General features: G+C 73.1%; 25 protein-coding genes. 9 read left to right on the forward strand and 16 right to left on the reverse strand.

The genetic code is table 11. The annotated features are described in order from the left end of the window. Nucleotides 1-11 precede the first annotated feature (11 nt). Nucleotides 12-2,423, forward strand: coding sequence for a right-handed parallel beta-helix repeat-containing protein (locus ACFYST_RS32170; protein ID WP_387867510.1), 2,412 nt, complete (start codon nt 12-14; stop codon nt 2,421-2,423). A gap of 17 nt (nt 2,424-2,440) precedes the next feature. Here ACFYST_RS32170 and ACFYST_RS32175 read toward each other — a convergent pair whose 3' ends face one another. After that, the gene (locus tag ACFYST_RS32175; protein WP_387867512.1) at nt 2,441-3,160 is read right to left on the reverse strand and encodes an SDR family oxidoreductase; all 720 of its coding nucleotides are present in this window, start codon (nt 3,158-3,160) and stop codon (nt 2,441-2,443) included. A gap of 100 nt (nt 3,161-3,260) precedes the next feature. Between ACFYST_RS32175 and ACFYST_RS32180 the strand changes: the two genes are divergently transcribed. Both ACFYST_RS32180 and ACFYST_RS32185 read left to right on the forward strand, forming a co-directional pair. After that, nucleotides 3,261-4,187: a LysR substrate-binding domain-containing protein gene (locus ACFYST_RS32180; RefSeq protein ID WP_387867515.1), complete on the forward strand. Its 927-nt coding sequence runs from the start codon at nt 3,261-3,263 to the stop codon at nt 4,185-4,187. A 203-nt stretch (nt 4,188-4,390) separates the two neighbouring features. Then, entirely contained in the window at nt 4,391-4,903 is a 513-nt protein-coding gene (locus ACFYST_RS32185) for a hypothetical protein (RefSeq protein WP_387867516.1), read from the forward strand. 100 nt (nt 4,904-5,003) lie between these two features. Here the strand turns inward: ACFYST_RS32185 and ACFYST_RS32190 are convergent, their stop codons facing one another. From ACFYST_RS32190 to ACFYST_RS32200, 3 genes are all read right to left on the reverse strand, one after another. Further along, nucleotides 5,004-5,273, reverse strand: a complete 270-nt coding sequence (locus tag ACFYST_RS32190; RefSeq protein ID WP_387867518.1) for a hypothetical protein — start codon at nt 5,271-5,273, stop codon at nt 5,004-5,006. A 61-nt stretch (nt 5,274-5,334) separates the two neighbouring features. Beyond that, a complete protein-coding gene (locus tag ACFYST_RS32195; RefSeq protein WP_387867520.1) occupies nt 5,335-5,679 on the reverse strand; it encodes a hypothetical protein in 345 nt (114 codons plus the stop codon). Between the two features lie 89 nt (nt 5,680-5,768). After that, complete coding sequence (locus ACFYST_RS32200) at nt 5,769-6,341, reverse strand: TetR/AcrR family transcriptional regulator (protein WP_387867522.1); 573 nt, start codon at nt 6,339-6,341, stop codon at nt 5,769-5,771. 122 nt (nt 6,342-6,463) lie between these two features. On the opposite strand from ACFYST_RS32200, the gene ACFYST_RS32205 reads away from it, so the two are divergent. Beyond that, on the forward strand, nt 6,464-6,871 hold the full coding sequence (locus tag ACFYST_RS32205; RefSeq protein WP_387867525.1) for a DUF4267 domain-containing protein: 408 nt from the start codon (nt 6,464-6,466) through the stop codon (nt 6,869-6,871). Nucleotides 6,872-6,878: 7 nt separating this feature from the next. On the opposite strand, the gene ACFYST_RS32210 is transcribed toward ACFYST_RS32205, so the two are convergent. The 6 genes from ACFYST_RS32210 to ACFYST_RS32235 all read right to left on the reverse strand — a co-directional run bounded on the left by ACFYST_RS32210 (nt 6,879) and on the right by ACFYST_RS32235 (nt 13,705). Beyond that, nucleotides 6,879-7,994: a PLP-dependent cysteine synthase family protein gene (locus ACFYST_RS32210; protein WP_387648585.1), complete on the reverse strand. Its 1,116-nt coding sequence runs from the start codon at nt 7,992-7,994 to the stop codon at nt 6,879-6,881. Between the two features lie 143 nt (nt 7,995-8,137). After that, the gene (locus tag ACFYST_RS32215; RefSeq protein ID WP_387867526.1) at nt 8,138-10,702 is read right to left on the reverse strand and encodes an FtsX-like permease family protein; all 2,565 of its coding nucleotides are present in this window, start codon (nt 10,700-10,702) and stop codon (nt 8,138-8,140) included. Further along, complete coding sequence (locus ACFYST_RS32220; protein WP_387867529.1) at nt 10,699-11,466, reverse strand: ABC transporter ATP-binding protein; 768 nt, start codon at nt 11,464-11,466, stop codon at nt 10,699-10,701. The genes ACFYST_RS32215 and ACFYST_RS32220 overlap by 4 nt, the downstream gene beginning before the upstream one ends. Next, nucleotides 11,463-11,738 (reverse strand): SHOCT domain-containing protein, encoded by a 276-nt coding sequence (locus ACFYST_RS32225; protein ID WP_387867532.1) that lies wholly within the window; start codon nt 11,736-11,738, stop codon nt 11,463-11,465. The genes ACFYST_RS32220 and ACFYST_RS32225 overlap by 4 nt, the downstream gene beginning before the upstream one ends. A gap of 114 nt (nt 11,739-11,852) precedes the next feature. Then, nucleotides 11,853-12,515, reverse strand: a complete 663-nt coding sequence (locus ACFYST_RS32230; protein ID WP_387648595.1) for a response regulator — start codon at nt 12,513-12,515, stop codon at nt 11,853-11,855. After that, nucleotides 12,512-13,705, reverse strand: coding sequence for a sensor histidine kinase (locus ACFYST_RS32235; protein WP_387867534.1), 1,194 nt, complete (start codon nt 13,703-13,705; stop codon nt 12,512-12,514). Before ACFYST_RS32235 ends, ACFYST_RS32230 begins: the two co-directional genes overlap by 4 nt. 150 nt (nt 13,706-13,855) lie before the next feature. Between ACFYST_RS32235 and ACFYST_RS32240 the strand changes: the two genes are divergently transcribed. Further along, complete coding sequence (locus tag ACFYST_RS32240; protein ID WP_387867537.1) at nt 13,856-14,761, forward strand: UTP--glucose-1-phosphate uridylyltransferase; 906 nt, start codon at nt 13,856-13,858, stop codon at nt 14,759-14,761. A gap of 23 nt (nt 14,762-14,784) precedes the next feature. Here ACFYST_RS32240 and ACFYST_RS32245 read toward each other — a convergent pair whose 3' ends face one another. After that, the gene (locus tag ACFYST_RS32245) at nt 14,785-15,651 is read right to left on the reverse strand and encodes a PhzF family phenazine biosynthesis protein (RefSeq protein ID WP_387867540.1); all 867 of its coding nucleotides are present in this window, start codon (nt 15,649-15,651) and stop codon (nt 14,785-14,787) included. A 169-nt stretch (nt 15,652-15,820) separates the two neighbouring features. Between ACFYST_RS32245 and ACFYST_RS32250 the strand changes: the two genes are divergently transcribed. Continuing rightward, nucleotides 15,821-16,549 carry a polyprenol monophosphomannose synthase gene (locus ACFYST_RS32250; protein WP_387648604.1) on the forward strand — a complete coding sequence of 243 codons (729 nt, stop codon included), beginning with the start codon at nt 15,821-15,823 and terminating at the stop codon, nt 16,547-16,549. A 72-nt stretch (nt 16,550-16,621) separates the two neighbouring features. Here ACFYST_RS32250 and ACFYST_RS32255 read toward each other — a convergent pair whose 3' ends face one another. Further along, nucleotides 16,622-17,830: an ROK family protein gene (locus tag ACFYST_RS32255; protein ID WP_387867543.1), complete on the reverse strand. Its 1,209-nt coding sequence runs from the start codon at nt 17,828-17,830 to the stop codon at nt 16,622-16,624. A gap of 56 nt (nt 17,831-17,886) precedes the next feature. On the opposite strand from ACFYST_RS32255, the gene ACFYST_RS32260 reads away from it, so the two are divergent. Beyond that, entirely contained in the window at nt 17,887-19,101 is a 1,215-nt protein-coding gene (locus tag ACFYST_RS32260; RefSeq protein WP_387867545.1) for an MFS transporter, read from the forward strand. Nucleotides 19,102-19,113: 12 nt separating this feature from the next. Here the strand turns inward: ACFYST_RS32260 and ACFYST_RS32265 are convergent, their stop codons facing one another. Next, the gene (locus ACFYST_RS32265; protein WP_387867546.1) at nt 19,114-20,505 is read right to left on the reverse strand and encodes a sporulation protein; all 1,392 of its coding nucleotides are present in this window, start codon (nt 20,503-20,505) and stop codon (nt 19,114-19,116) included. Between the two features lie 216 nt (nt 20,506-20,721). On the opposite strand from ACFYST_RS32265, the gene ACFYST_RS32270 reads away from it, so the two are divergent. Further along, entirely contained in the window at nt 20,722-22,035 is a 1,314-nt protein-coding gene (locus tag ACFYST_RS32270; protein ID WP_387867548.1) for a UDP-glucose dehydrogenase family protein, read from the forward strand. Nucleotides 22,036-22,334: 299 nt separating this feature from the next. Here ACFYST_RS32270 and ACFYST_RS32275 read toward each other — a convergent pair whose 3' ends face one another. The 3 genes from ACFYST_RS32275 to ACFYST_RS32285 all read right to left on the reverse strand — a co-directional run bounded on the left by ACFYST_RS32275 (nt 22,335) and on the right by ACFYST_RS32285 (nt 25,000). Beyond that, the gene (locus ACFYST_RS32275; protein WP_387867551.1) at nt 22,335-22,982 is read right to left on the reverse strand and encodes an HAD family hydrolase; all 648 of its coding nucleotides are present in this window, start codon (nt 22,980-22,982) and stop codon (nt 22,335-22,337) included. 363 nt (nt 22,983-23,345) lie between these two features. After that, nucleotides 23,346-24,113: an acyltransferase gene (locus ACFYST_RS32280; RefSeq protein ID WP_387867554.1), complete on the reverse strand. Its 768-nt coding sequence runs from the start codon at nt 24,111-24,113 to the stop codon at nt 23,346-23,348. Nucleotides 24,114-24,235: 122 nt separating this feature from the next. Then, nucleotides 24,236-25,000, reverse strand: a complete 765-nt coding sequence (locus tag ACFYST_RS32285) for an enoyl-CoA hydratase family protein (protein ID WP_387867557.1) — start codon at nt 24,998-25,000, stop codon at nt 24,236-24,238. Nucleotides 25,001-25,286: 286 nt separating this feature from the next. Here ACFYST_RS32285 and ACFYST_RS32290 point away from each other — a divergent pair, with 286 nt between their 5' ends. Then, nucleotides 25,287-26,420, forward strand: a complete 1,134-nt coding sequence (locus ACFYST_RS32290; RefSeq protein WP_387867590.1) for a glycoside hydrolase family 19 protein — start codon at nt 25,287-25,289, stop codon at nt 26,418-26,420. The last annotated feature ends 16 nt before the right edge of the window (nt 26,421-26,436 follow it).

Consider the following 26,436-nt stretch of genomic DNA (forward strand, 5'->3'; position numbering starts at 1 on the left):
GACAGATCGTCATGGGTGAGCTCAGGGTCCGGGTCACGCAGGACAGCGCCTCCCGGTGGCGGCGGCGCAGCGGGGAGTACGCGACGCTCCGCGAGGCCCTGGAAGTGGCCGAGCCGGGTGACACCCTGACGGTGCGGGCGGGGACCTTCCGCGAGGCGGTGCTGGTCGACAAGCCGGTGACGCTGGTCGCCGAGCATGGTCCCGGCAGTGTGCGGATCTCGCCGCCGGAGAGCGCGGTGCGCGGCGGCACGGCGTTGACGGTGACGGCGGGCGCGACGATCCGCGGCCTGACCATCGAGGGTTCCGACCGTTCGATCCCGGCGGTGCTGCTGGCCCGCACGGACGGCGCAGTGCTGGCGGACTGCCGGATCGAGACGTCCTCCGCGGTGGGCGTGGAGCTCGCCGACGGCGCCCGCGCGCAGTTGGTCAACTGCATGGTGGAGAACCCGTCCGGTCTGGGTGTCCGGCTGCGTGCGCAGGCCGACGCGAAGTTGGTGGACTGCGAGATCTCGGCGGCGGGCCAGAGCGGTCTGGCGGTGCTGTCCGGTTCGAAGCTGCGCGCGGAGCGGCTGCGGGTGCACCACACGGGCGGCGCGGGTGTGCTGCTGGCCGACCCGGGGTCGCTGGCGGAGCTGATCGGCTGCCAGGTGTACGAGGTGCGCGGTTCGGGCGTGCAGGCCGAGGCGCAGGCGGTGGGGCGGCTGACGGACTGCACGGTGCAGCGGGTGTCCGGCAACGGGCTGAGCCTGGACACCGGTGCGGAGCTGGAGCTGACGTCCTGCCGGGTGCACGAGGTGCCGGAGAACGCGGCGGACCTGCGCGGCGGCGCCAAGCTGACGCTGCGGCAGGTGACGGTGCACGCGTTCGGGCGGGGCGCGCTGTCGGTGTGGGACGGCGGGACGAAGGTGTTCGCGGAGAGCAGCCGCTTCCACTCCGCGCAGGGCGACTACCCGGCGCTGTGGGTGAGCGACGGCGCGGCCCTGGAGCTCGCCGACTGTTCCCTCGACGATCTGCCGGACGCGCTGTTCGTCCTCGACCAGGGTTCGTCCGCCTCGGCCCGCGACTGCTCGTTCACGGCGATCCGCTCCTCGGCGGTCTCGGTCTCGGGCGGGGCGAGCGCGGACCTGTCGGGCTGCCGGATCCAGGGCGCGGGCACCGGCCTGTGGTTCCGCGACCACGGCTCGGGCGGCCTGCTGACGGACTGCGAGATCGCGGACGTCGCCACCGGTGTGATCGTCACCAAGGGCGCGGACCCGGTGCTGCGCGAGTGCACCGTGCGCGGCGCGAGCGAGGCCGGGGTGTACGTGTCGGCGCAGGGGCGCGGCGAGTTCGACACCGTGCGGGTGTCGCAGGGCGGCGGGTTCGGCTTCCACGTGATCGACGGCTGCCGGACGAAGCTGGTGCGCTGCCGGGCGGAGCGCAACGCCCGGGCCGGCTTCGAGTTCTCCGAGCCCGGCCCGGTCGCCGAGGGCTGCACCTCGGACGACGCCGCGCCACTGCCCGCCCCGCGCCCCGCCGAACCGGCCGCTCCCCCGCTGGCGACGCTGGCGCCCGCCGTCCTGACCTCGTCTTCGTCCGTCGGCCCCGCCCTCGCCGTGATCGCCCCCATCCCGGACTGCCGTCCGGCCGAGGAGGCGCTGGCCGAACTGGACTCCCTGGTCGGCCTGGCGACGGTCAAGCAGGAGGTGCGGACCCTGATCGACATGATCTCGGTCGGCCGGGCCCGGCAGCGCGCGGGCCTGAAGGCCCCGTCGCCGCGCCGGCACCTGGTCTTCACGGGCTCCCCCGGCACCGGCAAGACCACCGTCGCCCGCCTGTACGGCGAGATCCTGGCATCACTCGGCGTCCTCCAGCGCGGCCACCTGGTGGAGGTGGCCCGCCTCGACCTGGTCGGCGAGCACATCGGCTCCACCGCGATCCGCACCGCCGCCGCGTTCGACAAGGCGCGCGGCGGGGTGCTGTTCATCGACGAGGCGTACGCGCTGGCCCCCGAGGACGGCGGGCGGGACTTCGGCCGGGAGGCGATCGACACCCTGGTGAAGCTGATGGAGGACCACCGCGACGAGGTGGTGATCATCGTGGCGGGCTACACCGCCGAGATGGAGCGCTTCCTCGCCGCCAACCCCGGCCTGTCGTCCCGTTTCTCCCGCACCGTCACCTTCCCCGACTACACCGCCGACGAACTCCTCGACATCGCCCGCGCCCAGGCCACCGAGCACGAGTACCACCTCGACGCGGCCACCGAGGCCGCCCTGCACGCCCACTTCACCACCCTCGACCGCGGCGTCGGTTTCGGCAACGGCCGCACCGCCCGCCAGGTCTTCGAGAGCATGATCGAACGCCACGCCTCCCGGGTCGCCCACCTCACCGACCCCACCACCGAGGACCTGCAACTCCTGGTCCCCGCCGACCTCCCGTCCTGAGTTCTCCGCCCAGGCGTTCAGACCAGCCGGCCGCCGCCGTCCACGTGCAGGACGGTGCCGGTGACGTACGGGCTGTCGATGGCGTACAGCACGGCCTTGACCAGGTCCTCCGGGGTGCCGACCCGGCGGGCCGGGTTACGGGTGGCAACTCCCTTCAGAAAGTCCTCCTTCCCCGCCCCGAGACCGTCCCAGGAGCCGCTGTCGACGATGCCCGGCGAGACGGCGTTGACCCGCACCGGGGCGAGCTCCACCGCGAGGGCCTGCACCAGGAACGCCAGCGCCCCGTTGGTGGTGGCCATCACCGTCCGGGCGGGCGCGGGACGCCAGGCGGCGACACCGGAGAAGAACGTCATCGACCCGTCCTCGGCGAACTGCCCCGCCAGGTGCTTGGCCAGCAGCATCGGACCGATCACCTTCGCGTCGAACGCCCGCCGGATGTCCGCGAGTTCGAGCTCTTCGAGCGGCCCGTTGGCAGGCATCGCGGCCGTCGACACCAGGTGGTCGACCCGCCCGGCCCGGGCCGCCAGCGCCTCGATCGACGCCTCGTCCGCCAGATCGACGGGCACCACGGTGGACGGGCCGGCCAGCTCGCCCGCCGTCCACTCCAGCTTCCGCGGATCGGGCCCGGCGAGCACGAGTTCCGCCCCGGCGGCGGAGGCGGCGTGCGCGAGCAGCCGGCCGGTGCGCGAACCGGCACCGACCACGACGACGCGACGACCAGTAAGACCTTCAGACATATGCGGAGCTCCTATCAGCTCGGTTGGGACTCCTTCACCCTCCCGGACCTGCGCCGATAGGTCCAAGGCTTGTTCTTCACCCCAGCCATAAACTGTGTGCATGGCAGCAACGCTCCGGCAGCTCGAATACCTGGTCACCGTGGTCGACACCGGCTCCTTCACCCGAGCCGCCGAACACCTCCACGTCACCCAGCCCGCCCTCTCCCACCAGGTCCGGGCCCTGGAGACCGCCCTCGGCGGCCCCCTCCTCGAACGACTCCCGCGCGCCGTCCGCCCCACCCCGCTCGGCCGGTCCGTCCTGCCGCACGCCCGCGCCGTCCTCGCCGACGCCCAGCGCCTGCACGCCGCGGCCCGCCGCACCGCCGGCCTGGAGGACGGCGAACTCGAGGTCGCCACCGTCCACTCGATCGCCCTCGGCATCCTCCCGCCGGTCCTGCGCGCCTGGCGCCGCCAGCACCCCACCGTCCGCATCCGCCTGCGCGAATACCCGCACGCCGACCTGCTGCGCGCCGCGATGGCCGCCGGCGGCGCGGACCTCGCCATCGGCCCGGTACCCACCGACTGGGACGGCCCCGTACGGGAGTTGGGCATCGAGGAGTTCGCCCTCGTCCTCCCCACCGACGACCCGCTCGCCAACCCCCCGGACGGCACCCTCCCCCTCGCCGCCCTCGCCGACCGCGCCTGGGTCCACTACGCCCCCGGCCACGGCCTCGCCGAACTCCTCGACCAGTCCTGCGCCCGCGCCGGCTTCCTCCCCCACCCCGCCGTCCGCACCGAACAGACCGCCGCCGCCCCCATGCTCGCCGCCGCCGGCCTCGGCCCCGCCCTCGTCCCCGCCACCATCCTCCCCCCCACCCTCGAAGCCGCCATCCTCCGCCCCCACCCCCCGATCCACCGCCCCCTCGCCGCCTACACCCGCACCCGCCCCGACCGCCTCACCACCACCTTCACCGAAACCCTGGCCACCCACGTCGGCCTGGCCGCCACCGAACCGCAAAGCCCCCGAGGGAAGAACGGATCACATTGATCGCGCCGAGTGATATAGATCTGCAACAGCTCCTGATCGACTGGTACGGCACGGAATCCGAGCCGAATTCCCCACTTCCTGCCGAGATCGCATGGCTTCCGGACGATGTAAAACGAGAATTCGGAGCGGCGTCGAGATCGATGTGGCGTTACGATGCGGCACGCGAATTCCTAAACCTCCGGCCCTCCCGGATGGATCCAAGCATGAAGATCTTCCTTTCCGACCCGGACTTCGACATGGCGCTGGCTCTCCAAGACGGCCGGCTCGATGCCGTCCGGGAGGCGAGTTGGGACAGCCCGGACTGGTCTGTCCTGCAGGAAGACCTGCCAACGGCCTTGAAGCACCACTTCGTCAAGACTATTGCGGATGATCCGAGGTTCTACTCGGCCCATGCCGTCCTCGAGGATGATGTCGCCTACGACGCGCTCTCCGCACTGGTCGAGGTCTCATTTTCCGCGTGGAAGTCGTATCCGGGCGAACGGATTTTCCTCGGAAAGCACGTGATCGGCATCATTGAACCCGCCAACTACGGCAGGTGGCCCATTTCGCACATCGAAGGGGAGAAACGTGTCCAGTTCGCCGCCAAGATTCGGAGCAGCCTGGACTTCACTGCCAGCATTCCTGCGGTCGAGGGCTGGGAGACCTTCTGCCCGGAAGAACTGCCGCCCCAGGTGCGCGCCAATCTCGGTATCGGCGAGCACACCCCGGACAGTTGACCGCGCCCCCGGTCGCGAGCAGATCCGGAGCTTCGGCAGACGGCGCGACGAGCGCAACCCCGGTTACGGATAGCCGGAGTTCAGCGCCGGAACGCGACGGTTAGGCATCGGGTATGTCGGGCTTCGCCGCCGCGAGCATCGCGCCGGGGATGACGACCAGGCGTTCGCCCTCGCCGACCCGGACGCCTTCGGGCAGCCGGCCGCGATAGGCCTCGGTCACGTCCGCGCCGATGACGGCGACGTCGCCGTTGGCGAGTTGCCAGATGTCCGGGCATTCGTCGCGGCCGTCGGAGGAGCCCAGCTCTGCGGCCGACTTCCCAAGCCGCCTGGCGAACGGTGCGGACAGGTCAACGTGCCATGCGTTGCTCATGCTTGCCTCTTCCGCCGACGCAACAGTGGCCCACCACCGTAGTCCTGCCGGTCCGTCATGCCTACGGCGCCGGGAAGCAGCCGTTCGTGCCCGCGCCCGTCAGCAGGGTGGCGATGGCGAGGGCGGTGGCGGCGATGCCGAGGGTGACGGCGGCGAGGCGGAGGAGTTCGGGGTCTTCGAGGTGGCGGCGGATGCCGCGGGAGAGGAGGCCGGTGATGGCGCCGGCGGCGGCCAGGAGGGCGAAGCAGAGGGGGGTGAAGAGGAGGAGGGTGGTGCGGCTGCCGGGGTCGAGGTGGGTGGCGCAGCCCATCCAGTTGTGGGCGATGGTGCGGACGGTGACCACCGTGGTGGCGGCGGCGAGGGCCGTGCCCAGGATGGCGGTGGCGGGGCGTCCCAGCAGGTTCACGGCGTGTCTCCTTCTCGGGGCCGCGCCCGTCGCGTCCACTCGCCAGGACGGACGGGCGGGGCGGCGGGGCGGTTGCGTGCGGCGGAAGGTCAGAAGACGGCGGTGAAGGCGGCCATCCGGCTGTCGTCGAGTTCGGGGCGGAGTCGGCCGCCGCGGGCGAGGGTGGCCATGCCGTGGAGGGCGGACCAGGCGAGTTCGGTGTAGCCGGCGGGGTCAAGGCCGGCGGCGGTGGCGCTCGCGGTGGCGGGGTCGGCGATGGCGGCGAAGGCTTCGTGCAGGGCGGCGGGTGCGTCGGGGGTGCCGAAGGGCAGGGGGTTGGCCATGGTGAAGATGGCGTCGTAGAGCGCGGGGTTGGCGGCGGCGAACGCCAGGTACGCGCGGGCGACGGCGGCGAACGCGGCCCGGGGGTCGTCGGATTCGGCGGCTGCGGCGCGGAGTTGGACGGCGAGTTCGGCGCAGCCTTCGACGGCGACGGCGGCGACGATCGCGTCCTTGCCGGCGAAGTGGCTGTACAGGACGGGCTGGCTGTATTCGATGCGTTCGGCGAGGCGGCGGGTGGTGACGGCGTCCCAGCCTTCGGTCTCGGCGAGTTCGCGGGCGGCCCGGACGATCAGCTGTTCGCGTTCGGCGCGTTCGCGCGCCCTGCGTTCCTTGATAGCCATGCCCGAAATCCTAGCAGCGCTAGACAACTGACGGACCGTCGGTCTAGCGTTGTTCACATCGCTAGCGCCGCTAACAGGCAGGCGGCACAGCCCACTTCACGAGCAAGCCAGGGGGAACCACCATGTCCGCAACCACCATCAGCACGAGGGTCCACGTCGCCACCGTCGGCACGGTGCTGCTCGGCCTGTTCCCGCTCTGGTTCGGCCTCAGCTACATCCTCGCCCCGGAGTCCACCGCCCCGAGCTTCGGCCTCCCGGCGTGGCCGCACGGCGACGCGGCGATGTTCCTGATCACCAAGGGCATCCGCGACGTGGTCTCCGGCCTCGTCCCGCTGGCGCTGCTGCTGCTCGGGCAGCGCCGGGCCTCGGGCTGGGCGATGCTGGTCACGGCGCTCGTCCCGATCGGCGACGCGACCACCATCCTGACCCACCACGGCAGCGCCCTGACCGCGTTCACGATCCACTTCGCGACGGCCGCGGTCATGATCGCCGTCGCCGCCCTGGTCCTGACCGAGCGCAGAACCAAGTGACGAACCCTCAGCCGTCCGCCCAGTCGCCGCCCGCGAGGAACGCCTCCAGGGCGGCGCGGTGCGGCCCGGGGTCGATGCGTTCGGCGGCGAGCCACTGGGCGGAGTAGTACTTGTCGAGGTAGCGGTCGCCGGGGTCGCAGATCAGGGTGACGACGCTGCCGGTGCGGCCGTCGGCGCGCATCTCGGCGACGATCTTGAGCGCGCTGTACAGGCCGGTGCCGGTGGAGGCGCCGGCCTTCTTGCCGAGGACGGCCTCCAGCAGGTGGATGGCGGCGACGGACGCGGCGTCGGGGACGCGCATCATCCGGTCGATCGCGCCGGGCACGAAGGACGGTTCCATCCGGGGGCGGCCGATGCCCTCGATCCGGGAGGAGGTGGAGACGGTGGCGTCGGGGTCGCGGTGCACCCAGCCGTCGAAGAAGCAGGAGTTCTCCGGGTCGGCGACGCAGATCCGGGTGTCGTACTGCATGTAGTGCACGTACCGGGCGATGGTGGCGGAGGTGCCGCCGGTGCCGGCGGTGGCGACGATCCAGGCGGGTTCGGGGTGCGGTTCCATCCGGAGCTGGGCGAAGACGGATTCGGCGATGTTGTTGTTGCCGCGCCAGTCGGTGGCCCGCTCGGCGTAGGTGAACTGGTCGATGTAGTGGCCGCCGGTCTCGGCGGCGAGGCCGGCGGCGGCCTCGTACACCTCGCAGGCGTTGTCGACCAGGTGGCAGCGGCCGCCGTGGAACTCGATCAGTTCGATCTTGGCGCGGCTGGTGGAGCGGGCCATCACGGCGATGAACGGGACGCCGATCAGCTGCGCGAAGTACGCCTCGGAGACGGCGGTGGAGCCGCTGGACGCCTCGATGACGGGCTTGCCGGGGCGGATCCAGCCGTTGCACAGGGCGTAAAGGAACAGCGAGCGGGCGAGCCGGTGCTTGAGGCTGCCGGTGGGGTGGGTGGACTCGTCCTTCAGGTACAGGTCGATGCCCCACTCGGCGGGCAGCGGGAAGCGCAGCAGGTGGGTGTCGGCGGAGCGGTTGGCGTCGGCCTGGACGCGGCGGACCGCCTCCTTCAGCCAGGCCCGGTACTCGGGGTCGGACCGGTCCACATCCAGAGTGGGAACACTCGTCGCGGTCATCGCACTCTCCTCGCATCCGCCGGATACCCACTTACTGTAACAGGCAACTACGATAAGTGACGATTACGGCGGCCCCAGCTTCCACTTATGGGGAAACCGGGGCCGCCGCGTACGAAACGATCAACTCCGAAGCCGGCGACGGGTCATGAGGCGGCCACCGCCCCCAGAATGTCCAACCGGGCGGCCCGGGCGGCGGGCCGCAGTCCGGCCAGCGCCCCGGCCGCCAGGCCGACCAGCGCGACGATCGCGAGCCGCCCGGCGGGCAGCGCGAACGAGCCGGTGCCGGCGCTGTCCGCAGCCCGGGTGAGCGCCCAGCCGAGCAGCGCGCCCAGCCCCAGCCCGCCGGCCGTGCCGAACGCGGCGACCAGCACCGACTCCCAGCGCACCATGGCCCGCAGCTGCGCCCGGGTCTGGCCGACGGCCCTCAGCAGGCCGAGTTCGCGGATGCGTTCGTGGACGGCCAGGGTGAGCGTGTTGGCGATGCCGAGCAGGGCGATCAGCACGGCGAGCGCGAGCAGGGCGTAGACCACGGAGAGCATCATGTCGACGCCGGACGCGGAGCTCGCGGCGTACTCGGCGCGGGTCTGCACCTGCGGGTTGCCGTAGGAGTCGGCCACCCGGGCGATCGCGGCCTTTCCGGCGTCCAGGCTCACGCCGGGCTTCAGGGCGACGGCGACCAGGCTGTCGGAGTCCTGGACGCGGTGCGGCTGCCAGGCCGCGCGGCTGATCAGGTAGTCGCCGGTGACGCCCCCGCCGCGGTACAGGGCGCGGACGGTGAAGGTGGCGGGGCCGTCGGCGAACCGCATCGGGACGACGGTGCCGAGCTGCCAGCCGCGGGCGGCGGCCTCGGTGCGGGAGACGGCGAGGCCATCGGTGCCGAGGTCGGCGAGCGAGCCGTCGATCCGTCCGAGGTCGGTGACCTGCGTCAGCTGGGCGGGGTCAGCGACGTCCAACTGCTTGCCGTGGCCGTCGACTTGGGCCACGCCCTGGCCGAGGCCGGCGGCCGCGCGGACCTCCGGCAGGGCGGCCAGCGCCGGCGCCAGCTTCGGGGAGACGCCGCTGCCGCCGGCCCCGGCGGCGGGGGCGGTGACGGCGAGGTCGCCGGCGAAGGACCGGGAGACGGTGTCGTCCAGGGTGGCCTGCACGGAGGCGCCGAACACCGTGAACAGGGTGACCACGGCAACGCCGACCATCAGCGCGCTGGCGGTGGCGGCGGTCCGCTTGGGGTTGCGGGCGGCGTTGCGGCGGGCCAGCGCGCCGGTGACGCCGCGCAGCCGGGCCAGCGGCGCGCCGAGCACCCGGACGGCGAACGCGGCGGCAACGGGGCCGAGCACCACGGTGCCCAGCAGCAGGGCGAACGCGCCGCCGACGGTCAGCGCCAGCGACGGCCCGCGGGTCGCGCCGAGGATCAGCGCGGGCAGTCCACCGGCCACCAGCAGCACACCAACAACCACACGCACCAGGGCACTTCGTCCGGTGGCGGCCTCGTCCACGGCGGTGTCGCGCAGCGCGGCGAGCGGGGCGGTGCGGGCGGCCCGCAGGGCGGGGGCGAGTGCGGAGCCGGCCGCGACCAGGGTGCCGACCAGCAGCGGCAGGACGATGGTGGCGGCCTTGATGACGGTGCCGCCGGTGGGCAGGGTGAAGCCGATCGCCGCGAACAGCGCCTTGAGGCCGGCGGCGACGCCGAAGCCGCCGAGCAGGCCGAGCGCGGAGGCCAGCAGTCCGATCGCGAGCGCTTCGCCGAGGGTGGTGCCGAGCACCTGCCGGCGGCTCGCGCCGAGGGCGCGCAGCAGGGCGTTCTCGCGGGTGCGCTGGGCGGTGACGATGGCGAAGGTGTTGTGGATGGTGAAGGTGGCGACCAGCAGGGCGATGCCGGCGAATACCAGCAGCAGGGTGGTGAACAGTCCGAGGAAGCGCCCGGAGACGTCCGCCGTTGACTGCGCGGTGGCGTCCGCGCCGGTCAGCGCCTCGACGCCGCCTGGAAGCAACGGCCTTACGCGGTCCACCAGTTGGCGCTGGCTCAGGCTGTCGGACCGGAGCCGGATGCTGGAGACCTGGCCGCTGCCCTTGGGTGTCAGGTGGGCCTGGGCGTCGGCGAGGGTGAGGGCGGTGAAGGTGCTGGGGCCCATGCCGTCGGCGTCGGCGCCGAAGGTGGCGATGCCGACCACGGTGATCCGCACCGGGTCGGGGGTGCGCAGCACGGTGGTGTCGCCGACGTGCAGGTGGCCGGTCTTGGCGGCGCCCCGGTTGATCACGGCTTCGCCGGGGGCTGCGGGGGCGCGGCCTTCGGCGAGCCGGTAGGGGTTGAGTTTCGGGTCGGTGATCCAGTTGCCGGCCCAGGTGGGCGGGCCCTGGCCGCCGATCGGTTTGCCGTCGGCGCCGATGAGCTGGCCGGCGCCCTGGACGGACCCTTCGGCGGCGCTCACCCCGGGCACGGCGCGCAGTTTGGCCGTCAGCGAGTCGTCGAGGGGGGCGCGGACGCCGCCGGGGACGCCGGTGGCGTCGAGCGAGTCGGCGCTGCGGACGACGGCGTCGGTGCCGGCGTTGGCGTCGGCGAACAGGGTGTCGAAGTTGGCGCGCAGGGTGTCGCCGAGGACCATCGTGCCGGTCAGGAAGGCGACGCCGAGGACGATCGACAGCACGGTGCCGACCAGGCGACGGCGGTGGGCGAGCAGTGAGCGCGCGCCAAGTCGGACGCTCGCGTTCACCGGGCGCCCGCCTCGGCCCGGCGGCCGTCGAAGGCCTTCATCCGGTCCAGGACCCGTTCGGCGCTGGGCTGTCGCATGGTGTCGACGAGGCGGCCGTCGGCGAGGAACAGCACGGTGTCGGCGTACGCGGCGGCGGCCGGGTCGTGGGTGACCATCACCACCGACTGGTGCATGGTGTCGACGGCGGAGCGCAGCAGGCCGAGGACTTCGCCGCCGCTGCGGGAGTCCAGGTTGCCGGTGGGCTCGTCGGCGAACACCACCTGCGGGCGTCCGGCGAGCGCCCGGGCGACGGCGACGCGCTGCTGCTGGCCGCCGGAGAGCTGGCTGGGGCGGTGGTGCAGGCGGTCGCCGAGGCCGACCACCTCGATCAGGGTGTCCAGCCAGTCGGGGTCGGGCGCGGTGGCGCCGAGGTCGAGCGGCAGGGTGATGTTCTCCCGCACGGTCAGGGTCGGCACCAGATTGAACGCCTGGAAGACGAAGCCGATCCGTTCCCGGCGCAGCAGTGTCAGTTCCCGGTCGCCGAGCGCGGACAGTTCGGTGTCGCCGAGCCAGGCGCGGCCGCCGCTGAGCGTGTCGAGGCCGGCCGCGCAGTGCATCAGGGTGGATTTGCCGGAGCCGGAGGGGCCCATCACGGCGGTGAACCGGGCGGCGGCGAACTCGACGCTCACCCCGTCCAGGGCCCGCACCCGGGTCTCCCCCGCGCCGTACTCCTTCACGGCCTGCTCGACCCGGGCGGCGGCGCTCATCGCTTCACCCCCGCTCATCGCTTCACCCCCGGCGTGTCCTGGCCCTCGGTCAGGACGGCGCGGCGCTCCCGGTACTCCTCGGCGTCGATCTCGCCCTGCGCGTAGCGCCGTCCGAGCACCGCGAGCGGGGCGTGCTCGAAGGATCCGCCGCCCCACCAGCCGCGGCGCCGCCACACCACCCGGCGCAGCACCAGCACCACGAGCACCACGACCAGCAGCCAGAAGAACGGGAACACCAGCACCCACGGCCCGGGCCAGTGCCCGTATCCATCGGCCAGCAGTCCGACCATCGGAACTCACCTCCTGGAGAGCGGGCCGGGATCCCCGGCCACCCCTCCACCGTCCCGCCTCGGCCACCCCCGCCGCGTCCCCCACCGGGCGGCACCCCCGCTACTCCCGGGGGACTACCCCAGCCAGCCGGGCCGGACCAGGCCCGATTCGTAGGCGGCGACGACGAGTTGGGCGCGGTCGCGGACGCCGAGTTTGACCATGGTGCGGCTGACGTGGGTCTTCGCGGTGAGCGGGCTGACCACCAGGCGGCGGGCGATGTCCTCGTTGGTGAGGCCGAGTCCGACCAGGGCGAGCACTTCGCGTTCGCGTTCGGTGAGGACGTCCAGGCGGGCGGTGGACGGTTCCTTGGAGCGGGCGGCGAACTCGCCGATCAGGCGGCGGGTGACGCCCGGGGAGAGCAGCGCGTCGCCGGACGCGGCGACCCGGACGGCGCGCAGCAGTTCGCCGGGTTCGGTGTCCTTGACCAGGAAGCCCGCGGCGCCGGCCCGCAGCGCCTCGAAGACGTACTCGTCGAGTTCGAAGGTGGTCAGCACGACCACCCGCACGGCCGCCAGTTCGGGGTCGGCGCAGATCCGGCGGGTCGCGGCGAGGCCGTCCAGGCGGGGCATCCGGATGTCCATCAGGACGACGTCGGGGCGCAGTTCGGCGGCCCGGGCGACGGCCTGTTCGCCGTCGTCGGCCTCGCCGACCACCTCGAGGTCGTCCTGGGCGTCCAGCAGGGCCCGGAATCCGGCCCGGACCAGCCGCTGGTCGTCGGCGAGCAGCACCTTGATCACGCTTCGACTCCGTTCGTGACGAGCGGCAGCCGGGCCCGGACCTGCCAGCCGCCGGTGCCGTGCGGGCCGGCGTCCACGGTGCCGCCGAACGCGGCGGCGCGTTCGCGCATGCCGATCAGGCCGGTGCCGCTGCCGCCCGCGTCGCCGCCGCCGGGCGGTCCGGGGTCGGTGACGGTCAGCTCCAACCCGTCCGGCTTCCAGGAGAGTTGAACATCAGCGGTGCGGGCGGTGGAGTGCCGCAGCACGTTGGTCAGCGCCTCCTGGACGATCCGGAACGCGGCGAGTCCGAGGCCTGCGCCGAGCGGGCCGGCCCGGCCTTCGGTGCGGACGGTGACGGCGAGGCCCGCGTGGCCGGCCTGCGCGACCAGTTCGTCCAGCCGTTCCAGGCCGGGGGCGGGGGTGCGCGGCGCGGCGGCCCCGGGGGTGCGCAGGGTGCCGAGCACCTGGCGGACTTCGCCGAGTGCCTCCTTGCTGGTCGCCTTGATGGTGGTGAGCGCGTCCCTGGCCTGCTCGGGGCGGGCGTCCAGCAGTTCCAGGGCGACGCCCGCCTGGAGGTGGATCAGCGAGATCGAGTGCGCCAGGATGTCGTGCAACTCCCGTGCCATCCGCAGCCGTTCCTCGTCGCTGCGGCGCGCCCGGGCCTCCTCCTCGGCGGCCCGCACGGCGGCGATCTGCTCGCGCCGGAACCGGGCCAGTTCGGCGCCGACGAAGACCAGCAGCAGCCAGGCGGTGACGCCGAGCTCCTGCCAGCCCACCGCCTCGCGGGCCGGCGCCCGCAGCCAGGACGCCGGTACGACGTAGCTCAGCAGCAGGTGCAGCAGGTAGAACGCGCCGGCGCTCAGCCAGGCGGCCCGTCGCCGGCCGCGCTGCACGGCCGAGAAGAACGCCACCACCAGCGCCACGAAGGCCGGCCCGTACGGGTACCCGGCCCACAGGTAGGCCGCGGTCACGGCCGCCACGGCGGCGACGGTGAACGCCGGGTACCGCGCCCGCAGCACCAGCAGCGCCGGGCCGAGCGCCAGCAGCAGGTACCCCCAGGCGTCCAGCGGCAGCCGCGCGCTCTGGTGCCGGGCGGCGACCGTCGTCCCGGCCACCTGGACCACCGTCACCACGACGGCGGCCGCCACCGGCCATCCCGCCTTGCCGGCCCGCACCCAGACGGGCACCCACGGCTGCCGAACTTCTCCCATACCGGAAGGCTAGCGGCGCCTCCGGCCTGCACCATCGGCCCCGCGGAGCAGACACACCTACTCCCGCCGCAGTACGGGGGTGTCACCCAGCGCGACGGCATTGGTACGGTCGGTGCCGTCCGCGACCGCACAGGAACGAGAAGAGGCCCCATGCGTGCCACCCTCCGCCGAGCCGTCATCCCCGCGGCCGGCCTCGGCTCCCGGCTGCTCCCGCTCACCAAGGCCACCCCGAAGGAGATGCTGCCGGTCGGCGACCGGCCGGTGATCGAGCACACGGTGCGGGAGTTGATCGACTCCGGCATCACCGACATCACCATCGTGGTGTCCGGCGACAAGTCGCTGATCCAGGACCACTTCCGCCCCAACCCGTCGCTGGTCGCCCAGCTGCGCGCGGCCGGCAAGGACGCCTACGCCGACGCGGTGGAGGACGTCGCGGACCTGTCCCGGCGCGGCCACATCACCTACCTGTTCCAGCACGGCCCGTACGGCAACGGCACCCCGGTGCTGAACGCGGCCCGCGACTTCGGCGACGAGCCGTTCCTGGTGCTGTGGCCGGACGACGTGTTCGTGTCCCCGGTGCCGCGCGCCCGCCAGTTGATGGCCGCGCACGAGAAGACCAGCGCCCCGGTGCTCGCGCTGATGCCGATGGACCCGGCCGAGTCGCACCGCTACGGCGTCCCGGTGGTCAAGGAGGACCTCGGCGACGGCGCGCTGCGGATCACCGGCCTGGTGGAGAAGCCCGACCCGGCCGTCGCCCCGTCGCACTACGCGGCGATCGGCGGCTACGTGCTGACGCCCGGCGTGGTGGACGAACTGCGCGAGCAGCACCGGCGGTTCCGGGTCGACCCGGTCGGCGAGCTGTACCTCACCGACGCGCTGAACGCGTACGCGTCCCGCCGCGCCGTGTACGGCCAGGTCATCGAGGGCCGCTGGTACGACACCGGCAACCCGCACGCCTATCTGCTCGCCCAGTTCGCGCACGCCCTCGCGCACCCGGACTACGGCCCGCCGCTGCTCGACCTGGCCCGTACCCACCTCGGCCCCGACGCCGGCTGAACCACCGCCGGGGCGAGGGACTTTCAGGGGATGCGCACCGCCCGGCCGGTGACCCGAACCCGGGTGTCCTCGGCGGCCAGTTCGACGGTCAGCAGGCCGGGCCGGCCGAGGTCCTCGCCCTGGTGCAGCGTCAGCCGGGCGGCGCCCAACTGCCGCAGGTGGCGCAGGTAGGCGCCGAACGCGGCGGCGGCCGCGCCGGTCGCCGGGTCCTCCACGATGCCGCCGACCGGGAACGGGTCGCGGACGTGGAAGGTGGTGGCGTCCTGTTCCCAGACCAGCTGAAGGGTCACCAGGTCGAGCCGGCGCATCAGCGCGGCCAGCGCGTCGAAGTCGTAGTCGAGGTCGGCCAGCCGGGCCCTGGTCGCGGCGGCCAGCACCAGGTGCCGGGCGCCGGCGTACGCGATCATCGGCGGCAGCTTCTCGTCCAGCTCCTCGGCCTGCCAGCCGAGCGCGTCGAGCGCCTCCAGGACGTCCTCCGGGGCGACCTCCTCGACGTGCGGCGGAACACTCGTCAACGTCGCCGTGAACTCTCCGGACCCGGTGCGCGCCACCTCGACCGGCACCGGACCGGCCTTGGTCTCGAACAACAGCTCGCCGGGGCCGATCCGTTCACCCAGCGCCACCGCCGCGGCGATGGTGGCGTGCCCGCAGAACGGCACCTCCGTCAGCGGGCTGAAGTAGCGGACGGTGCGGGTGCGCGGCTGGTCGGGCACCTCGGTGAGGAACGCCGTCTCGGAGTAGCCCAGCTCCGCGGCGAGGGCCAGTTGCCGCTCATCGCTCAGCGCGGAGGCGTCCAGCACCACACCGGCGGGGTTGCCGCCGGCGGGGTCGGCGGTGAAGGCGGCGTAGCGCAGCGGTTCGGCGGGATCGGCCTGGGTGTTGTCGCTCATGCCCCGTGAACGGGCGAGCGGGCGCACCGATTCCCGGAGGCGGTCACCGTGCGCGATTCCCGTGCGGCTCCCGGGCGCTGGCCGGACCGGCCCCCCGGAACGTACGTGCGGGGATCAACGCTAGACTGCCGCATCCGGCTCTCATAACCGTATCGAGGATAGAAGAAACATGGCTGAGGCCCACCCGAAGGTTGTTGTGGTTGTTCCGACGTACAACGAGCGGGAGAACCTCCCGATCCTGGTAGGTCGGTTGGGCGAGCTCGGCATGCCGAACCTGCACGTTCTGGTAGTGGACGACAATTCCCCCGACGGCACCGGCGACGTCGCGGACAAGCTGGGCGCCGAGTCGGGCGGCACGCTCACCGTGCTGCACCGCACCGACAAGGACGGCCTGGGCCGGGCCTACATCGCGGGCATGACGCAGGCGCTGGAGAACGGCGCCGACATCGTGATCCAGATGGACGCCGACCTGTCGCACCCGCACACCGCGATCCCCGCGATGGTGGAGAAGCTCACCACCACCGACGCCTCCGTCGTGCTGGGCTCGCGCTACGTCCCCGGCGGCTCCACCGCGTCCGAGTGGCCGTGGCACCGCAAGGCGCTGTCCGCCTGGGCGAACTTCTACGTCAACGCGATCCTGCGTCTGAAGGTCAAGGACGCCACCGCGGGCTTCAAGGCCTGGGAGGCGCAGGCGCTGCGCAAGGTCGACCTGCAGTCCGTGCGTTCCAACGGCTACTCGTTCCAGGTCGAGATGAACTACCGCGTGGTCCAGCGCGGCATGCGCATCGCCGAGGTGCCGATCCGCTTCGAGGAGCGGGTCGAGGGCATGTCGAAGATGAGCCTGGGCGTGCAGCTGGAGTCGGCCGTCGCCCCTTGGAAGCTCCGCTTCGGCAAGTGACGTCCCAGTAGTGCGCCGGACGGCGCGGGTTGACTCTCCGTCAGCCCGCGCCGTTCGCGTTTCCGGATGCCTTCAGGGAGTTGCCACGGCCTGCGGGTCCTCCAGGTAGGGCTCCCAGGCGAGTTCGGCGGCCCCGACCAGCCCGGCGTGCACGACCTGCGCGGGGACGATCGGCACCCGTCCGCTGCGCCCCCACAGGCAGCGTTCGGCGACCACGGCGGCGAGCCGGTCGGGGGCGGCCGCCAGCAGCTCCTGGTGCAGGCCGCTGAGCACGATCCGGTCGGGGTTGAGGATGTTGACCAGCCCGGCCAGGCCCAGGCCGAGGCGCTCCACCAGGTGGTCGACGGCGTCGGCGGCCTCCGGGTCGTGGGCCAGTTCGCGGGCCTGCGCGAGCAGCGGCCTGCCCGGGTCGGGGCGGCGCTTGGCGGCGGCGAACAGCGCGTCGGTGTCGGTCTCGGCGTTCAGGCAGCCGCGGTTGCCGCACGGGCAGGGCCGGCCGAGCGGGTCGACGGTGAGGTGGCCGACCTCCAGGGCGAGGCCCGAACTGCCGGTGTGCAGGCGGCCGTCGAGGACCAGCGCGCCGCCGACGCCGCGATGCCCGGAGGTGACCAGCAGCAGGTGCCGGGCGCCCTGGCCGGCGCCGTGCCGGTGTTCGGCGAGCGCGGCCAGGTTGGCGTCATTGGCGACGGCGGTCGGGAGCGCGGTACGGGCGCGCGGCCCGAGGTCCGCGCCGGCCACCTGTTCGGCGAACAGCTCGGCGACGGGGGTGCCGGACGGCCAGTCGAAGTGCAGCGCGGCCAGCGCGGTGCCGTCGGGCTCGGTGACGGGGTTGGGCAGCGCGAGGGCGAAGCCGAGCACCCGGCGGCGGCCGCCCCGGGCGAGCTGCGCGCCCGCCTCGGCGGCCGCGCCGAGCAGACGGGCGGGCGAGGTGTCGGCGGGCAGCGGCAGGTGGACGGCCTCCAGCAGCCGGCCGCCGAGGCCCGCGAGCGCGGCGGAGACGCCGTCGGCGTGCAGCTGGGCGGCGAGCACGGCGGGGCCGGGGTCGGCGATCGCGAGCCGGTGCGAGGGGCGGCCGCGGCCGCCGCCGGCCGGGCGGGAGTCGACGCTGATCAGGCCGAGCGCCTCGAGTTCGGCGGTGACCGCGCCGGCGGTGGCGCGGGTGACGTCGAGGGCGCCGGTGAGCGCGGAGCGGGTGGGGGCCTGGCCGGTGTGGATCAGGCGCAGCGCCGGGCCGAGCAGGGTACGGCCGCGGTCGGGGGCGGTGCGGCGCGGGGTGCTCACGGCGGGGCTCCGGTTCGGGCTTGAAGGTGTGTGCGGCACTCCCCTATTCTGACTTTGTGCCGCTACTGAACAAAACAGAAGCCCGCTCCTCCTCCATTGGCTCTCCGTCCGGCCGCAGCTCGACCTGGTCGGCGGCACGCCTCGCCCTCACCGCCTTCTTCGCCGTCGACGGCTTCCTGTTCGCCGCCTGGGTGGTCCGCATCCCCGACATCCGCGCCCAGGTCTCCGCCACCCACAGCGCACTGGGCCTCGCCCTGCTCTGCATCTCGGCCGGCGCGGTCGCCACCATGGCCCTGGTCGGCCGGCTCTGCCTGCGCTTCGGCTCCCGCCCCGTCACCGTCGCCTCCCTCGGCGTCCTCTCCCTCGCCGTCGCCCTGCCCGCGCACACCCACTCGGTGCTCGCCCTCGGCGCCGTCCTGCTGCTGTTCGGCGCCGGGTACGGCGCCGCCAACGTGGCGATGAACAGCGCCGCCGTCGACCTGGTCGCCGAACTCCGACGGCCCGTCATGCCGAGCTTCCACGCCGGCTACAGCCTCGGCGGACTGCTCGGCGCCGGCGTCGGCGGCCTGCTCGCCGGCTCCGTGAGCACCGCCTGGTCGCTCGCCCTGGCCGGCGCCCTCGGCCTGGCCGTCACCGCCATCGCCGGCACCGCCCTGCTCCGCGCCCCGGCCGCCCGCCCGCGCCCCGCCTCCGCCCCTTCCGCCTCCCCCTCCCGTCAGCTCGGCCGTGCCCGCCTGCTCGTCCTGCTCCTCGGCCTCACCGCCCTGTGCGACGCGTACGGCGAGGGCGCACTCGCCGACTGGGCCACCCTCCACCTCACCGACGACGTCCACGCGAGCGCCGCCCTGGCCGCCGCCGGCTACGCGGCCTTCGCCTTCGCCATGACGGCGGGCCGCCTCTCCGGCACCTGGCTCACCGAACGCCTCGGCCCCACCAGGGTCGTCCTCTTCGGCGGCCTCGCCGCCGGCGCGGGCATGACCACCGCCGCCCTCGCCCCGTCCGTCCCCGCCGCCCTGGCCGGCTTCGTCCTGGTCGGCCTCGGCCTGGCCAACATCTTCCCCCTCGCCATCGCCCGGGCCGGCGCCGCGGCCGGCCCCCAGGGCGTCGCCACCGCCTCCACCCTCGGCTACGCCGGCATGCTCCTCGGCCCCCCGGTCATCGGCTTCCTCGCCGACGCCACCTCCCTCCCCCTCGCCCTCCTCACCGTCGCCACCACCTCCGCCGTCGCCGGCCTCCTCTCCCTCACCACCCGCCACCACCGCACCCCCTGACGGCCCGCCGCATCAGGCCGCCACACCCAGCTCGGAGCGGCTCCGTCGCAGAAAGTCCCTGACAGCGGGCTCCCGCTGCCAGGGGCCGAGGGCGGCGTTGAACTCGCGGACGTAGTCCAGGGCCCGGGCGGATCGCACCGCGCCGAGGATGTCGACGGCGCGGTGGCCGAGGGCGAGGCCCTGGTCGACGTCCCTGGCCTGGAGGTGCGCGGTCCCGACGATCGCCAGGCGCATGCCGACGGAGCGGGTGAACGTCCCGGTCGGCATGGCGGCGGCCCGGTCGTTCCAGGCCAGCGCGGCCCGGGGGTTGCGCAGGTCCCGGAACACTTCCACGGCGTCGGCCGAGAGCCGGGCGTGCTGGTAGAAGTCGATCCAGTCGGGCTCCTCGGCACCGTCGCGCGCCCGGTCGAGCAGGCTCTCGGACGCGGCCAGGGCGGCCGAGGCGGCCTTGGCGTCGTTCTCGCGGGCGTGGGCCCTGGCCTCGATCAGCTTGGTGAACGCCAGCACCCTGGGGGCGGCCGTGCCCTTGGCCCGCTGGTAGGCGCCCTGGGTCATGTCGATGGCCTCGCCGGCGAAGCCCCGCAGCAGTGTCTGCATCGCCATCGTGGTGAGGACGTAGCAGCCGAGCTGGACGTCACCGCCGGCCCGGGCCAGGCGGAGGGCCTGGATGAAGTGCCGCTGGGCCGCGTCGTGCTGCCCGGTGTCGAACGCGGTCCAGCCGGCCAGCCGGGACAACTCGGCCGTCACCGCGAACAGTTGACGGCCGACCTGGTCATCGAACGAGCCGTTCAGCAGCGGGACGGCCCGTTCCCGCAGGCAGGCGGTGACGGAGTTGGCCTTCCAACTCCCGCCGCCGTACCGGGAGTCCCACCGCCGGGCGTCGGCGGCGGCCTCCCGCAGTTCCGCGAGGTCGGCGACCCCGACCCGGCCGCGGCCGCGGTGCGCCGCGTCCTCGTCAGCGGGGGTGACCAGCCAGCGGGTGACCGGGGTGGTGAACGCGGAGACGGCGAAGCCCGTTCCGGTGAGGAAGTCACGGCGGTTCACGGAACTCCAGAACAGGACGGCGGCGCGGACGGCCTCGGCGGGCTCTCGCCGGAAATCCAACCCCACCGAGGCGTCCGGTGTCTGCGCCCCCGCCATGCCGATCTCCGCCAACTCCACGGGCCGGCCGAGCCGTTCGCCGATCGCCTGGGCCAGCAGCCTGGGCACCGGCCAGTCGGGGACCATCCCGCGACGGCACCAGTTCGCGACCGAGGTGTGCGTGTAGCTGGTGGCCATCCCGGCCTCGAGAGCGAGCTGGTTCACCCGGTGGGCCAGCGACTTGTTGCTGGCCCCCGCGCACTCGCCGATCATCCGGGCCAGCGCGTCGTTGGGCGGCTTGGCCCGGCGGGTGGTCGACGCCACGGCATCCCCTTCGTCCAGTGCGGCTCGGCGCGGACGTCGCACCTGGCCAAGTACGGGAGTTCGTACACCCGGTACCCGACGCCGGATCCACCGAGGGTAGTTCCGTCCCGCTCACGGTGGGCCGCTTCCGCGAGTTGTGAGCCCCCTTGCGAGCCCTCCCCGAACCCGCCGCCACCGCGCTTGCCTGGTGTCCCGCCCTCCCGGAAGGACACCTCCATGAAGCTCACCGTGATCGGCTGCGGCTACCTCGGCGCGACCCACGCGGCCGCACTGGCCGAACTCGGCCACCAGGTCCTCGGCATGGACACCGACCCCGCCAAGGTCGAGGCCCTGAACCAAGGCCGGGCCCCGTTCGTCGAACCCGGTCTGAACGACCTGCTCACCAAACACACCGCCGCCGGCAACCTCCGCTTCACCACCTCCTGCACCGAGGCCGCCGCCTTCGCCGACCTCCACTTCCTGGACGTCGGCACCCCGCAGCAGACCGGCAGCAGCGCCTACGACCTCACCCAACTCCGCACCGCCGTCCGCCACCTGGCCCCCCTGCTCGACGACGGCGCACTGATCATCGGCCGGTCCACCGTCCCCGTCGGCACCGCCACCCAGCTCCGGCACCTCCTGGACGAGCACCTCCGCGACGGGGTCCGGGTCCGCCTGGCCTGGTCACCGGAGTTCCTGCGCGAATCCCTTGCCGTCCAGGACACCCTCCGGCCGGACCGCATCGTCCTTGGCCTCGAGGACGGCGACACCACCGGCGAAGCCCGCTTCCGCGCCGTCCACGCCGACATCCTGGCCACCGGAACGCCACTTGTCGTCACCGACCTGCCCACCGCCGAACTGATCAAAGGCGCCGCCAACGCCTTCCTCGCCACCAAAATCTCCTTCATCAACCTGATGGCAGAACTGTGCGAACACACCGGCGCCGACGTCCGCCACCTGGCCCACGCCCTCGGCCACGACCCCCGGATCGGCACCGCGGGCATGCGCCCCGGCCTCGGCTACGGTGGCGGCTGCCTGCCCAAGGACCTCGCCGGATTCACCCACCGCGCCGAAGAACTCGGCACCGACACCGGCCTGCTCCGCGAGGTCGCCTCCATCAACCGGCGCCGCCGCGAACGCACCGTCGGACTCACCCGCGAACTCCTCGACGGCACCGTGGCCGGCCGGCGGATCGCCATCTGGGGAGCCTCGTTCAAACCCGGCACCGACGACATCCGCGACTCCCCCGCCCTCGCCGTCGCCGACACCCTCCAGCGAGCCGGCGCCGAAATCACCATCCACGACCCGGCCGCCCTCGAGAACGCCCGCCGCGCCCACCCCCAACTCACCTACGCCGAAAGTCCGATCCGGGCCCTCACCGACGCCGACCTGCTGCTCCACCTGACCGACTGGCCCCAGTACGCCGCCCAGGACCCGTCCGCCCTCGCCCGGCACGTTGCGGCGCCCGTGGTCATCGACGCCCGCGGCACCCTCGACGCGAACCGCTGGCGGACGGCCGGCTGGTCCTTCCACGCCCTCGGCCGCCGTTGAACACCTCCGCGACACAGCCCCCTCGCCACCCACGAGGGGGCCCTCTGCCGCTTACGGCCTCAGACGTCGCCGAAGACAGTGCCTGGGCCCCGAGCAGATCGTAGAGTTCCCGACGCTCAACAACGTCCTGGGTATCTTCGAAGACTGTTCCCGCCCGGCTGCTCTCCTCGTACGCAACCTGCATGCCGTCGCCACCGCGCGACGGGGTGCTGGGCACCCTGGGGCCTGAGCCGGACAGCGCGGAGTCGGTTCCGGCGGCTCGGGAACTCGACGAGCGGGCGGCCGCCGTCCCTCTCGTGTCAACGGGCGACGGCGGCGAGGCCCAGCAGTTCAGAGATCCGTGCGAGGGTGTCCGGTCGGCCGTCGGCCAGCACGGTGGCGATGCCCAGTTCCTGCGCCGGCGGCAGGTTCGCCGGGTGGTCGTCGACGAAGACGCAGGCTTCGGCGGGCAGGCCCATCCGGTCGAGCACCAGCCGGTAGATGGCGGGGTCGGGTTTGGCGAGGCCTTCGAGTTCGGAGATCACGGTCACGTCGAACAAGTCCCGGACCCCGCACGCCGTGTAGGGGTCGAACGGGTCGAGGCCGAAGCTGTTGGACAGCATCGCCACGGTGCGGCCGGCCTCCCGGGCCGCCGCAGCCAGTTCGATCATCTCGGTGGCCGGCGAGACACGTTCCCAGGCCCGGCCCATGAGGTTCTCGTGCTCGGTGAGTCCCAGGATCGGTGCGGTCAGCCGGTTCCACTCGGACTGGCTCAGCCGGCCGACCTCGAGTTCGGCGTACAGCTCCTTCACCACCGGGTGGGTGGTGAGCGTCCGGCGCCAGGCGTCCGCGTCCAGCCCCTGGCTCAGGCTCCACCGGCGGAGCATCGGCGCCGGGTCGGGTGTCAGCACGCCCACGAAGTCCAGGATCAGGCCTCGGCATGCCGCTGGGGCACCGGTGTCGGGCATGGCCGTCCTTCCGCTCGAAGCCACCCGTCACCGTACTGGGCCCGCACCTGCGGGAGAAGTGGACAGGCGGCCCGCACGCCCCCACGCGCACGGACCGCCGTCCCGTCAAATGGGCCCCGGTCAGGGCTTGTAGAGCTGCGTGACGCTCTGCAGCGCGCCCTTCGGGTCGAGCTTCACCACGTACTGGTTGCCGTGGCAGCGACCCAAGATCCACGAGGGAGCATCCTGCCCCACTCGACAGCACTCACCACACCGATCCGGCCCTGCCGGTTGCCGGTGTTGTCCACCTGTGACAGTCGTTGCAGCCCGTGCCACCCACCGGAGTCAGCTCCCGGCCCCGGCCCGCCCGTTCACATCCGCCGGTTATGCCTCGGGGGCGGCGCTCTCGCCGGGCAGGCGGAGGTCCCAGCCGACCAGGGCACGGAGCTGTTCGGCGGTGACGCCGTCGGGAACGGGGCGGGGGGCCTCGTGGCGGATGGGGGGCTGCCAGCCGGCTTCCGGGTCCCAGGTGCGGACCTGGCGGGCGGGGGCGCCGGCCACCACCGCGAAGTCGGGGACCTCGCCGGAGACCACGGAGTTGGCGGCGACCACCACGTTGCGGCCGAGCCGGGCGCCAGGCAGGATCACCGCGCCGGTGCCGATCCAGGAGCCGGCGCCGATCGAGACGGGCTCGTTGCGCGGCCACTGCTTGCCGATCGGCAGTTCGGTGTCGCGGTACTCGTGCGCCTGGTCGGTGATGTAGACGTTCGGGCCGGTCCACACGTCGTCACCGAGCACGATCTGCTGGTGCCCGACGATGTGGCTGCCGCGGCCGATCACGCAGCCGCCGCCGATCCGGACGATCGGCTCGGGGCCGAGGTCGAGCCCGGGCAGGAAGCCGGCCGAGATGGTGACGCGTTCGCCGATGATGGAGAACGGGCCGATGGTGATCCACTGTTCGTTGAACACCGTGCCGAGCGGGAACGCCAGCTTGGTGCCGTCACCGAGCTCCCCGAACCGGTACGGCCCGGGGTTGCGGTTGCTGACGGCGCCGGCGTCCTGCACCCAGCGCCAGCCGCGGTGCACCGCGCGCCCGGCCGCCCGGCGCGACCTCTCGCGGACGGACCCCAGCAGCGCGCGGACGATCGACATGCGCTCACCGTATCGGCCGGTGGCGGCCCGCGACGGGCAACGGGACCAAACTCACACCGGCCGGTAACTTGCGCCGAAAATCCAGCTCGGCGCACCCGGCCGACTCAGCCCGACCAGAAGGCTCAGCGCACCCAGCGCGCCGGCCGCTTCTCCAGGAACGCCCGCATGCCCTCCTGCGCCTCCTCGGAGCCGAACAGCCGCGCGGACTGGGCGACCAGCTCCTCGGTGTGCCGCTCGAAGGACTCCCGGACGGCGGCGTTGGCAAGGTACTTGGACTCCGCGAGGCCCTGCGGCGAGCACAGCCGCAGCGCGTCCAGGATGGTCTTCAGCGCGGCGCCGGTGTCGTCGGCGGCCTCGGTGACCAGGCCGATCCTGGCGGCCTCGGCGGCGTCGAAGGTCTCGCCGGTGAGGTAGTAGCGGGCGGCGGCGCGCGGCTCCAGCTTGGGGCGCAGCGGCAGCGAGATGACGGCGGGGGCGAGGCCGAGGCGGGCCTCGGTGAAGGCGAAGGTGCAGTCGGGTCCGGCGACGGCGAGGTCGCAGGCGCCGACCAGGCCGAGTCCGCCGGCCCGGACGTGGCCGTCGAGGCGGGCGATGACGGGCTTGGGGCAGTCGACGATGGCGCGCTGCAGGGCGACCAGGCCGCGCGGTCCGACGGTGGGGTCGTCGCCGGTGGCCTCGGAGAGGTCGGCGCCGGCGCAGAACACCCGCCCGGTGTGGCCGAGGACGACGGCGCGGACGTCGGGGTCGGCGGCGGCGTCGGCGAGGCCCTGGGTGAGTTCGGCCATCAGCCGGGTGGAGAGCGCGTTGCGGTTGTGCGGGGAGTCGAGCTCGAGGGTGGCGACGGCGTCGGCGGTGCTGCGGCGCAGGAGGGGCGCTTCGCTGGTCATCTGGGCTGGTCTGCCTTCCGGCTGAGGGTGGGTCGGACGGTATCCGCCTGCACCCTGGCACGACAGCGCCCCCGCTGGCCAGTATCCGGTGCGTACACACCCTCAACTCTCTTAAGGTCTAGACCTATTGACTGTTAACCGTCAACCTGGGTTGAGTGCTCGGCACACCGCTCGTTCCCCCCACAAGGAGTGGCCGATGTCCCCCATCCGAACCACCCGAACCACCCGAACCACCCGAACCACCCGACCCGTCTCCCAGCGCCGCCCGCGCAACACCCGCGGCCGGATCGCCGCCCTGCTGACCGGCGCCCTGGCCGCCACCGGACTCGCCGTCATGGTGCCCGCCTCCTCCACCGCGGCCACCGCCTGCGCCACCCCGTACGCGGCCTCGCAGGTGTACACCGGTGGCATGACCGCCTCGTACAACGACCACAACTGGAACGCCAAGTGGTGGACCCAGGGCGAGACCCCGAGCACCGCCGGCAGCGGAGTCTGGGCCGACCAGGGCGCCTGCGGCACCGGCGGCGGCACCACGCCGAGCCCGAGCCCGAGCCAGACCGGCGGCACCGCGAGCCCCAGCCCGAACCCCACCGGCACGGTCTGCGCCTTCCAGATCTGGGTCGCGGGCACCCAGTACACCACCGGCACGGTGGTCAAGTACGTGCCCAACGGCCAGTTCTACGTCGCCACCCACGACAACCCGGGCTACGACCCGACGATCTCCACCTGGTACTGGAGCCCGTCCAACTGCGCCACCGACACGCCGTCCCCGAGCCCGACCACGACGACGCCCAACCCGGGCGGGTTCGTGGTCTCCGAGGCCCAGTTCAACCAGATGTTCCCGAACCGGAACCCGTTCTACACATACAGCGGGCTGGTCGCGGCGCTGAGCGCCTACCCGGCGTTCGCGGGCACCGGCTCCGACACCGTGAAGAAGCAGGAGGCGGCGGCCTTCCTCGCCAACATCAGCCACGAGACCGGCGGGCTGGTGTACGTCGTCGAGCAGAACACCGCCAACTACCCGCACTACTGCGACACCACCCAGCCCTACGGCTGCCCGGCCGGCCAGGCCGCCTACTACGGGCGCGGCCCGATCCAGCTGAGCTGGAACTTCAACTACAAGGCGGCGGGCGACGCGCTCGGCATCGACCTGCTGAACAACCCGAACCTGGTGCAGACCGACGCGGCCGTCGCCTGGAAGACCGGCATCTGGTACTGGATGACGCAGAACGGCCCGGGCACCATGACCGCGCACAACGCCATGGTCAACGGCAAGGGCTTCGGCGAGACCATCCGCTCCATCAACGGCTCGCTGGAGTGCAACGGCGGCAACCCCGCGCAGGTGCAGAGCCGGATCAACGCCTACACCAGCTTCTCCGCCATCCTCGGCGTCCCGACCGGCTCCAACCTGAGCTGCTAGGACGACGAACGGCGCG

The organism is Kitasatospora sp. NPDC004614, assembly GCF_042873675.1.
GTDB lineage: Bacteria > Actinomycetota > Actinomycetes > Streptomycetales > Streptomycetaceae > Kitasatospora.

What these genes read in the sequence shown, in the direction of transcription:
- ACFYST_RS32175 (WP_387867512.1), bottom strand. Translation starts at nt 3,160, where the DNA reads ATGTCTGAAGGTCTTACTGGTCGTCGCGTCGTCGTGGTCGGTGCCGGT.
- ACFYST_RS32275 (WP_387867551.1), bottom strand. Translation starts at nt 22,982, where the DNA reads ATGCCCGACACCGGTGCCCCAGCGGCATGCCGAGGCCTGATCCTGGAC.
- ACFYST_RS32235 (WP_387867534.1), bottom strand. Translation starts at nt 13,705, where the DNA reads ATGGGAGAAGTTCGGCAGCCGTGGGTGCCCGTCTGGGTGCGGGCCGGC.
- ACFYST_RS32220 (WP_387867529.1), bottom strand. Translation starts at nt 11,466, where the DNA reads ATGAGCGGGGGTGAAGCGATGAGCGCCGCCGCCCGGGTCGAGCAGGCC.
- ACFYST_RS32245 (WP_387867540.1), bottom strand. Translation starts at nt 15,651, where the DNA reads ATGAGCGACAACACCCAGGCCGATCCCGCCGAACCGCTGCGCTACGCC.
- ACFYST_RS32280 (WP_387867554.1), bottom strand. Translation starts at nt 24,113, where the DNA reads ATGTCGATCGTCCGCGCGCTGCTGGGGTCCGTCCGCGAGAGGTCGCGC.
- ACFYST_RS32205 (WP_387867525.1), top strand. Translation starts at nt 6,464, where the DNA reads ATGTCCGCAACCACCATCAGCACGAGGGTCCACGTCGCCACCGTCGGC.
- ACFYST_RS32225 (WP_387867532.1), bottom strand. Translation starts at nt 11,738, where the DNA reads ATGGTCGGACTGCTGGCCGATGGATACGGGCACTGGCCCGGGCCGTGG.
- ACFYST_RS32170 (WP_387867510.1), top strand. Translation starts at nt 12, where the DNA reads ATGGGTGAGCTCAGGGTCCGGGTCACGCAGGACAGCGCCTCCCGGTGG.
- ACFYST_RS32210 (WP_387648585.1), bottom strand. Translation starts at nt 7,994, where the DNA reads ATGACCGCGACGAGTGTTCCCACTCTGGATGTGGACCGGTCCGACCCC.
- ACFYST_RS32240 (WP_387867537.1), top strand. Translation starts at nt 13,856, where the DNA reads ATGCGTGCCACCCTCCGCCGAGCCGTCATCCCCGCGGCCGGCCTCGGC.
- ACFYST_RS32200 (WP_387867522.1), bottom strand. Translation starts at nt 6,341, where the DNA reads ATGGCTATCAAGGAACGCAGGGCGCGCGAACGCGCCGAACGCGAACAG.
- ACFYST_RS32285 (WP_387867557.1), bottom strand. Translation starts at nt 25,000, where the DNA reads ATGACCAGCGAAGCGCCCCTCCTGCGCCGCAGCACCGCCGACGCCGTC.
- ACFYST_RS32190 (WP_387867518.1), bottom strand. Translation starts at nt 5,273, where the DNA reads ATGAGCAACGCATGGCACGTTGACCTGTCCGCACCGTTCGCCAGGCGG.
- ACFYST_RS32185 (WP_387867516.1), top strand. Translation starts at nt 4,391, where the DNA reads ATGAAGATCTTCCTTTCCGACCCGGACTTCGACATGGCGCTGGCTCTC.
- ACFYST_RS32180 (WP_387867515.1), top strand. Translation starts at nt 3,261, where the DNA reads ATGGCAGCAACGCTCCGGCAGCTCGAATACCTGGTCACCGTGGTCGAC.
- ACFYST_RS32250 (WP_387648604.1), top strand. Translation starts at nt 15,821, where the DNA reads ATGGCTGAGGCCCACCCGAAGGTTGTTGTGGTTGTTCCGACGTACAAC.
- ACFYST_RS32270 (WP_387867548.1), top strand. Translation starts at nt 20,722, where the DNA reads ATGAAGCTCACCGTGATCGGCTGCGGCTACCTCGGCGCGACCCACGCG.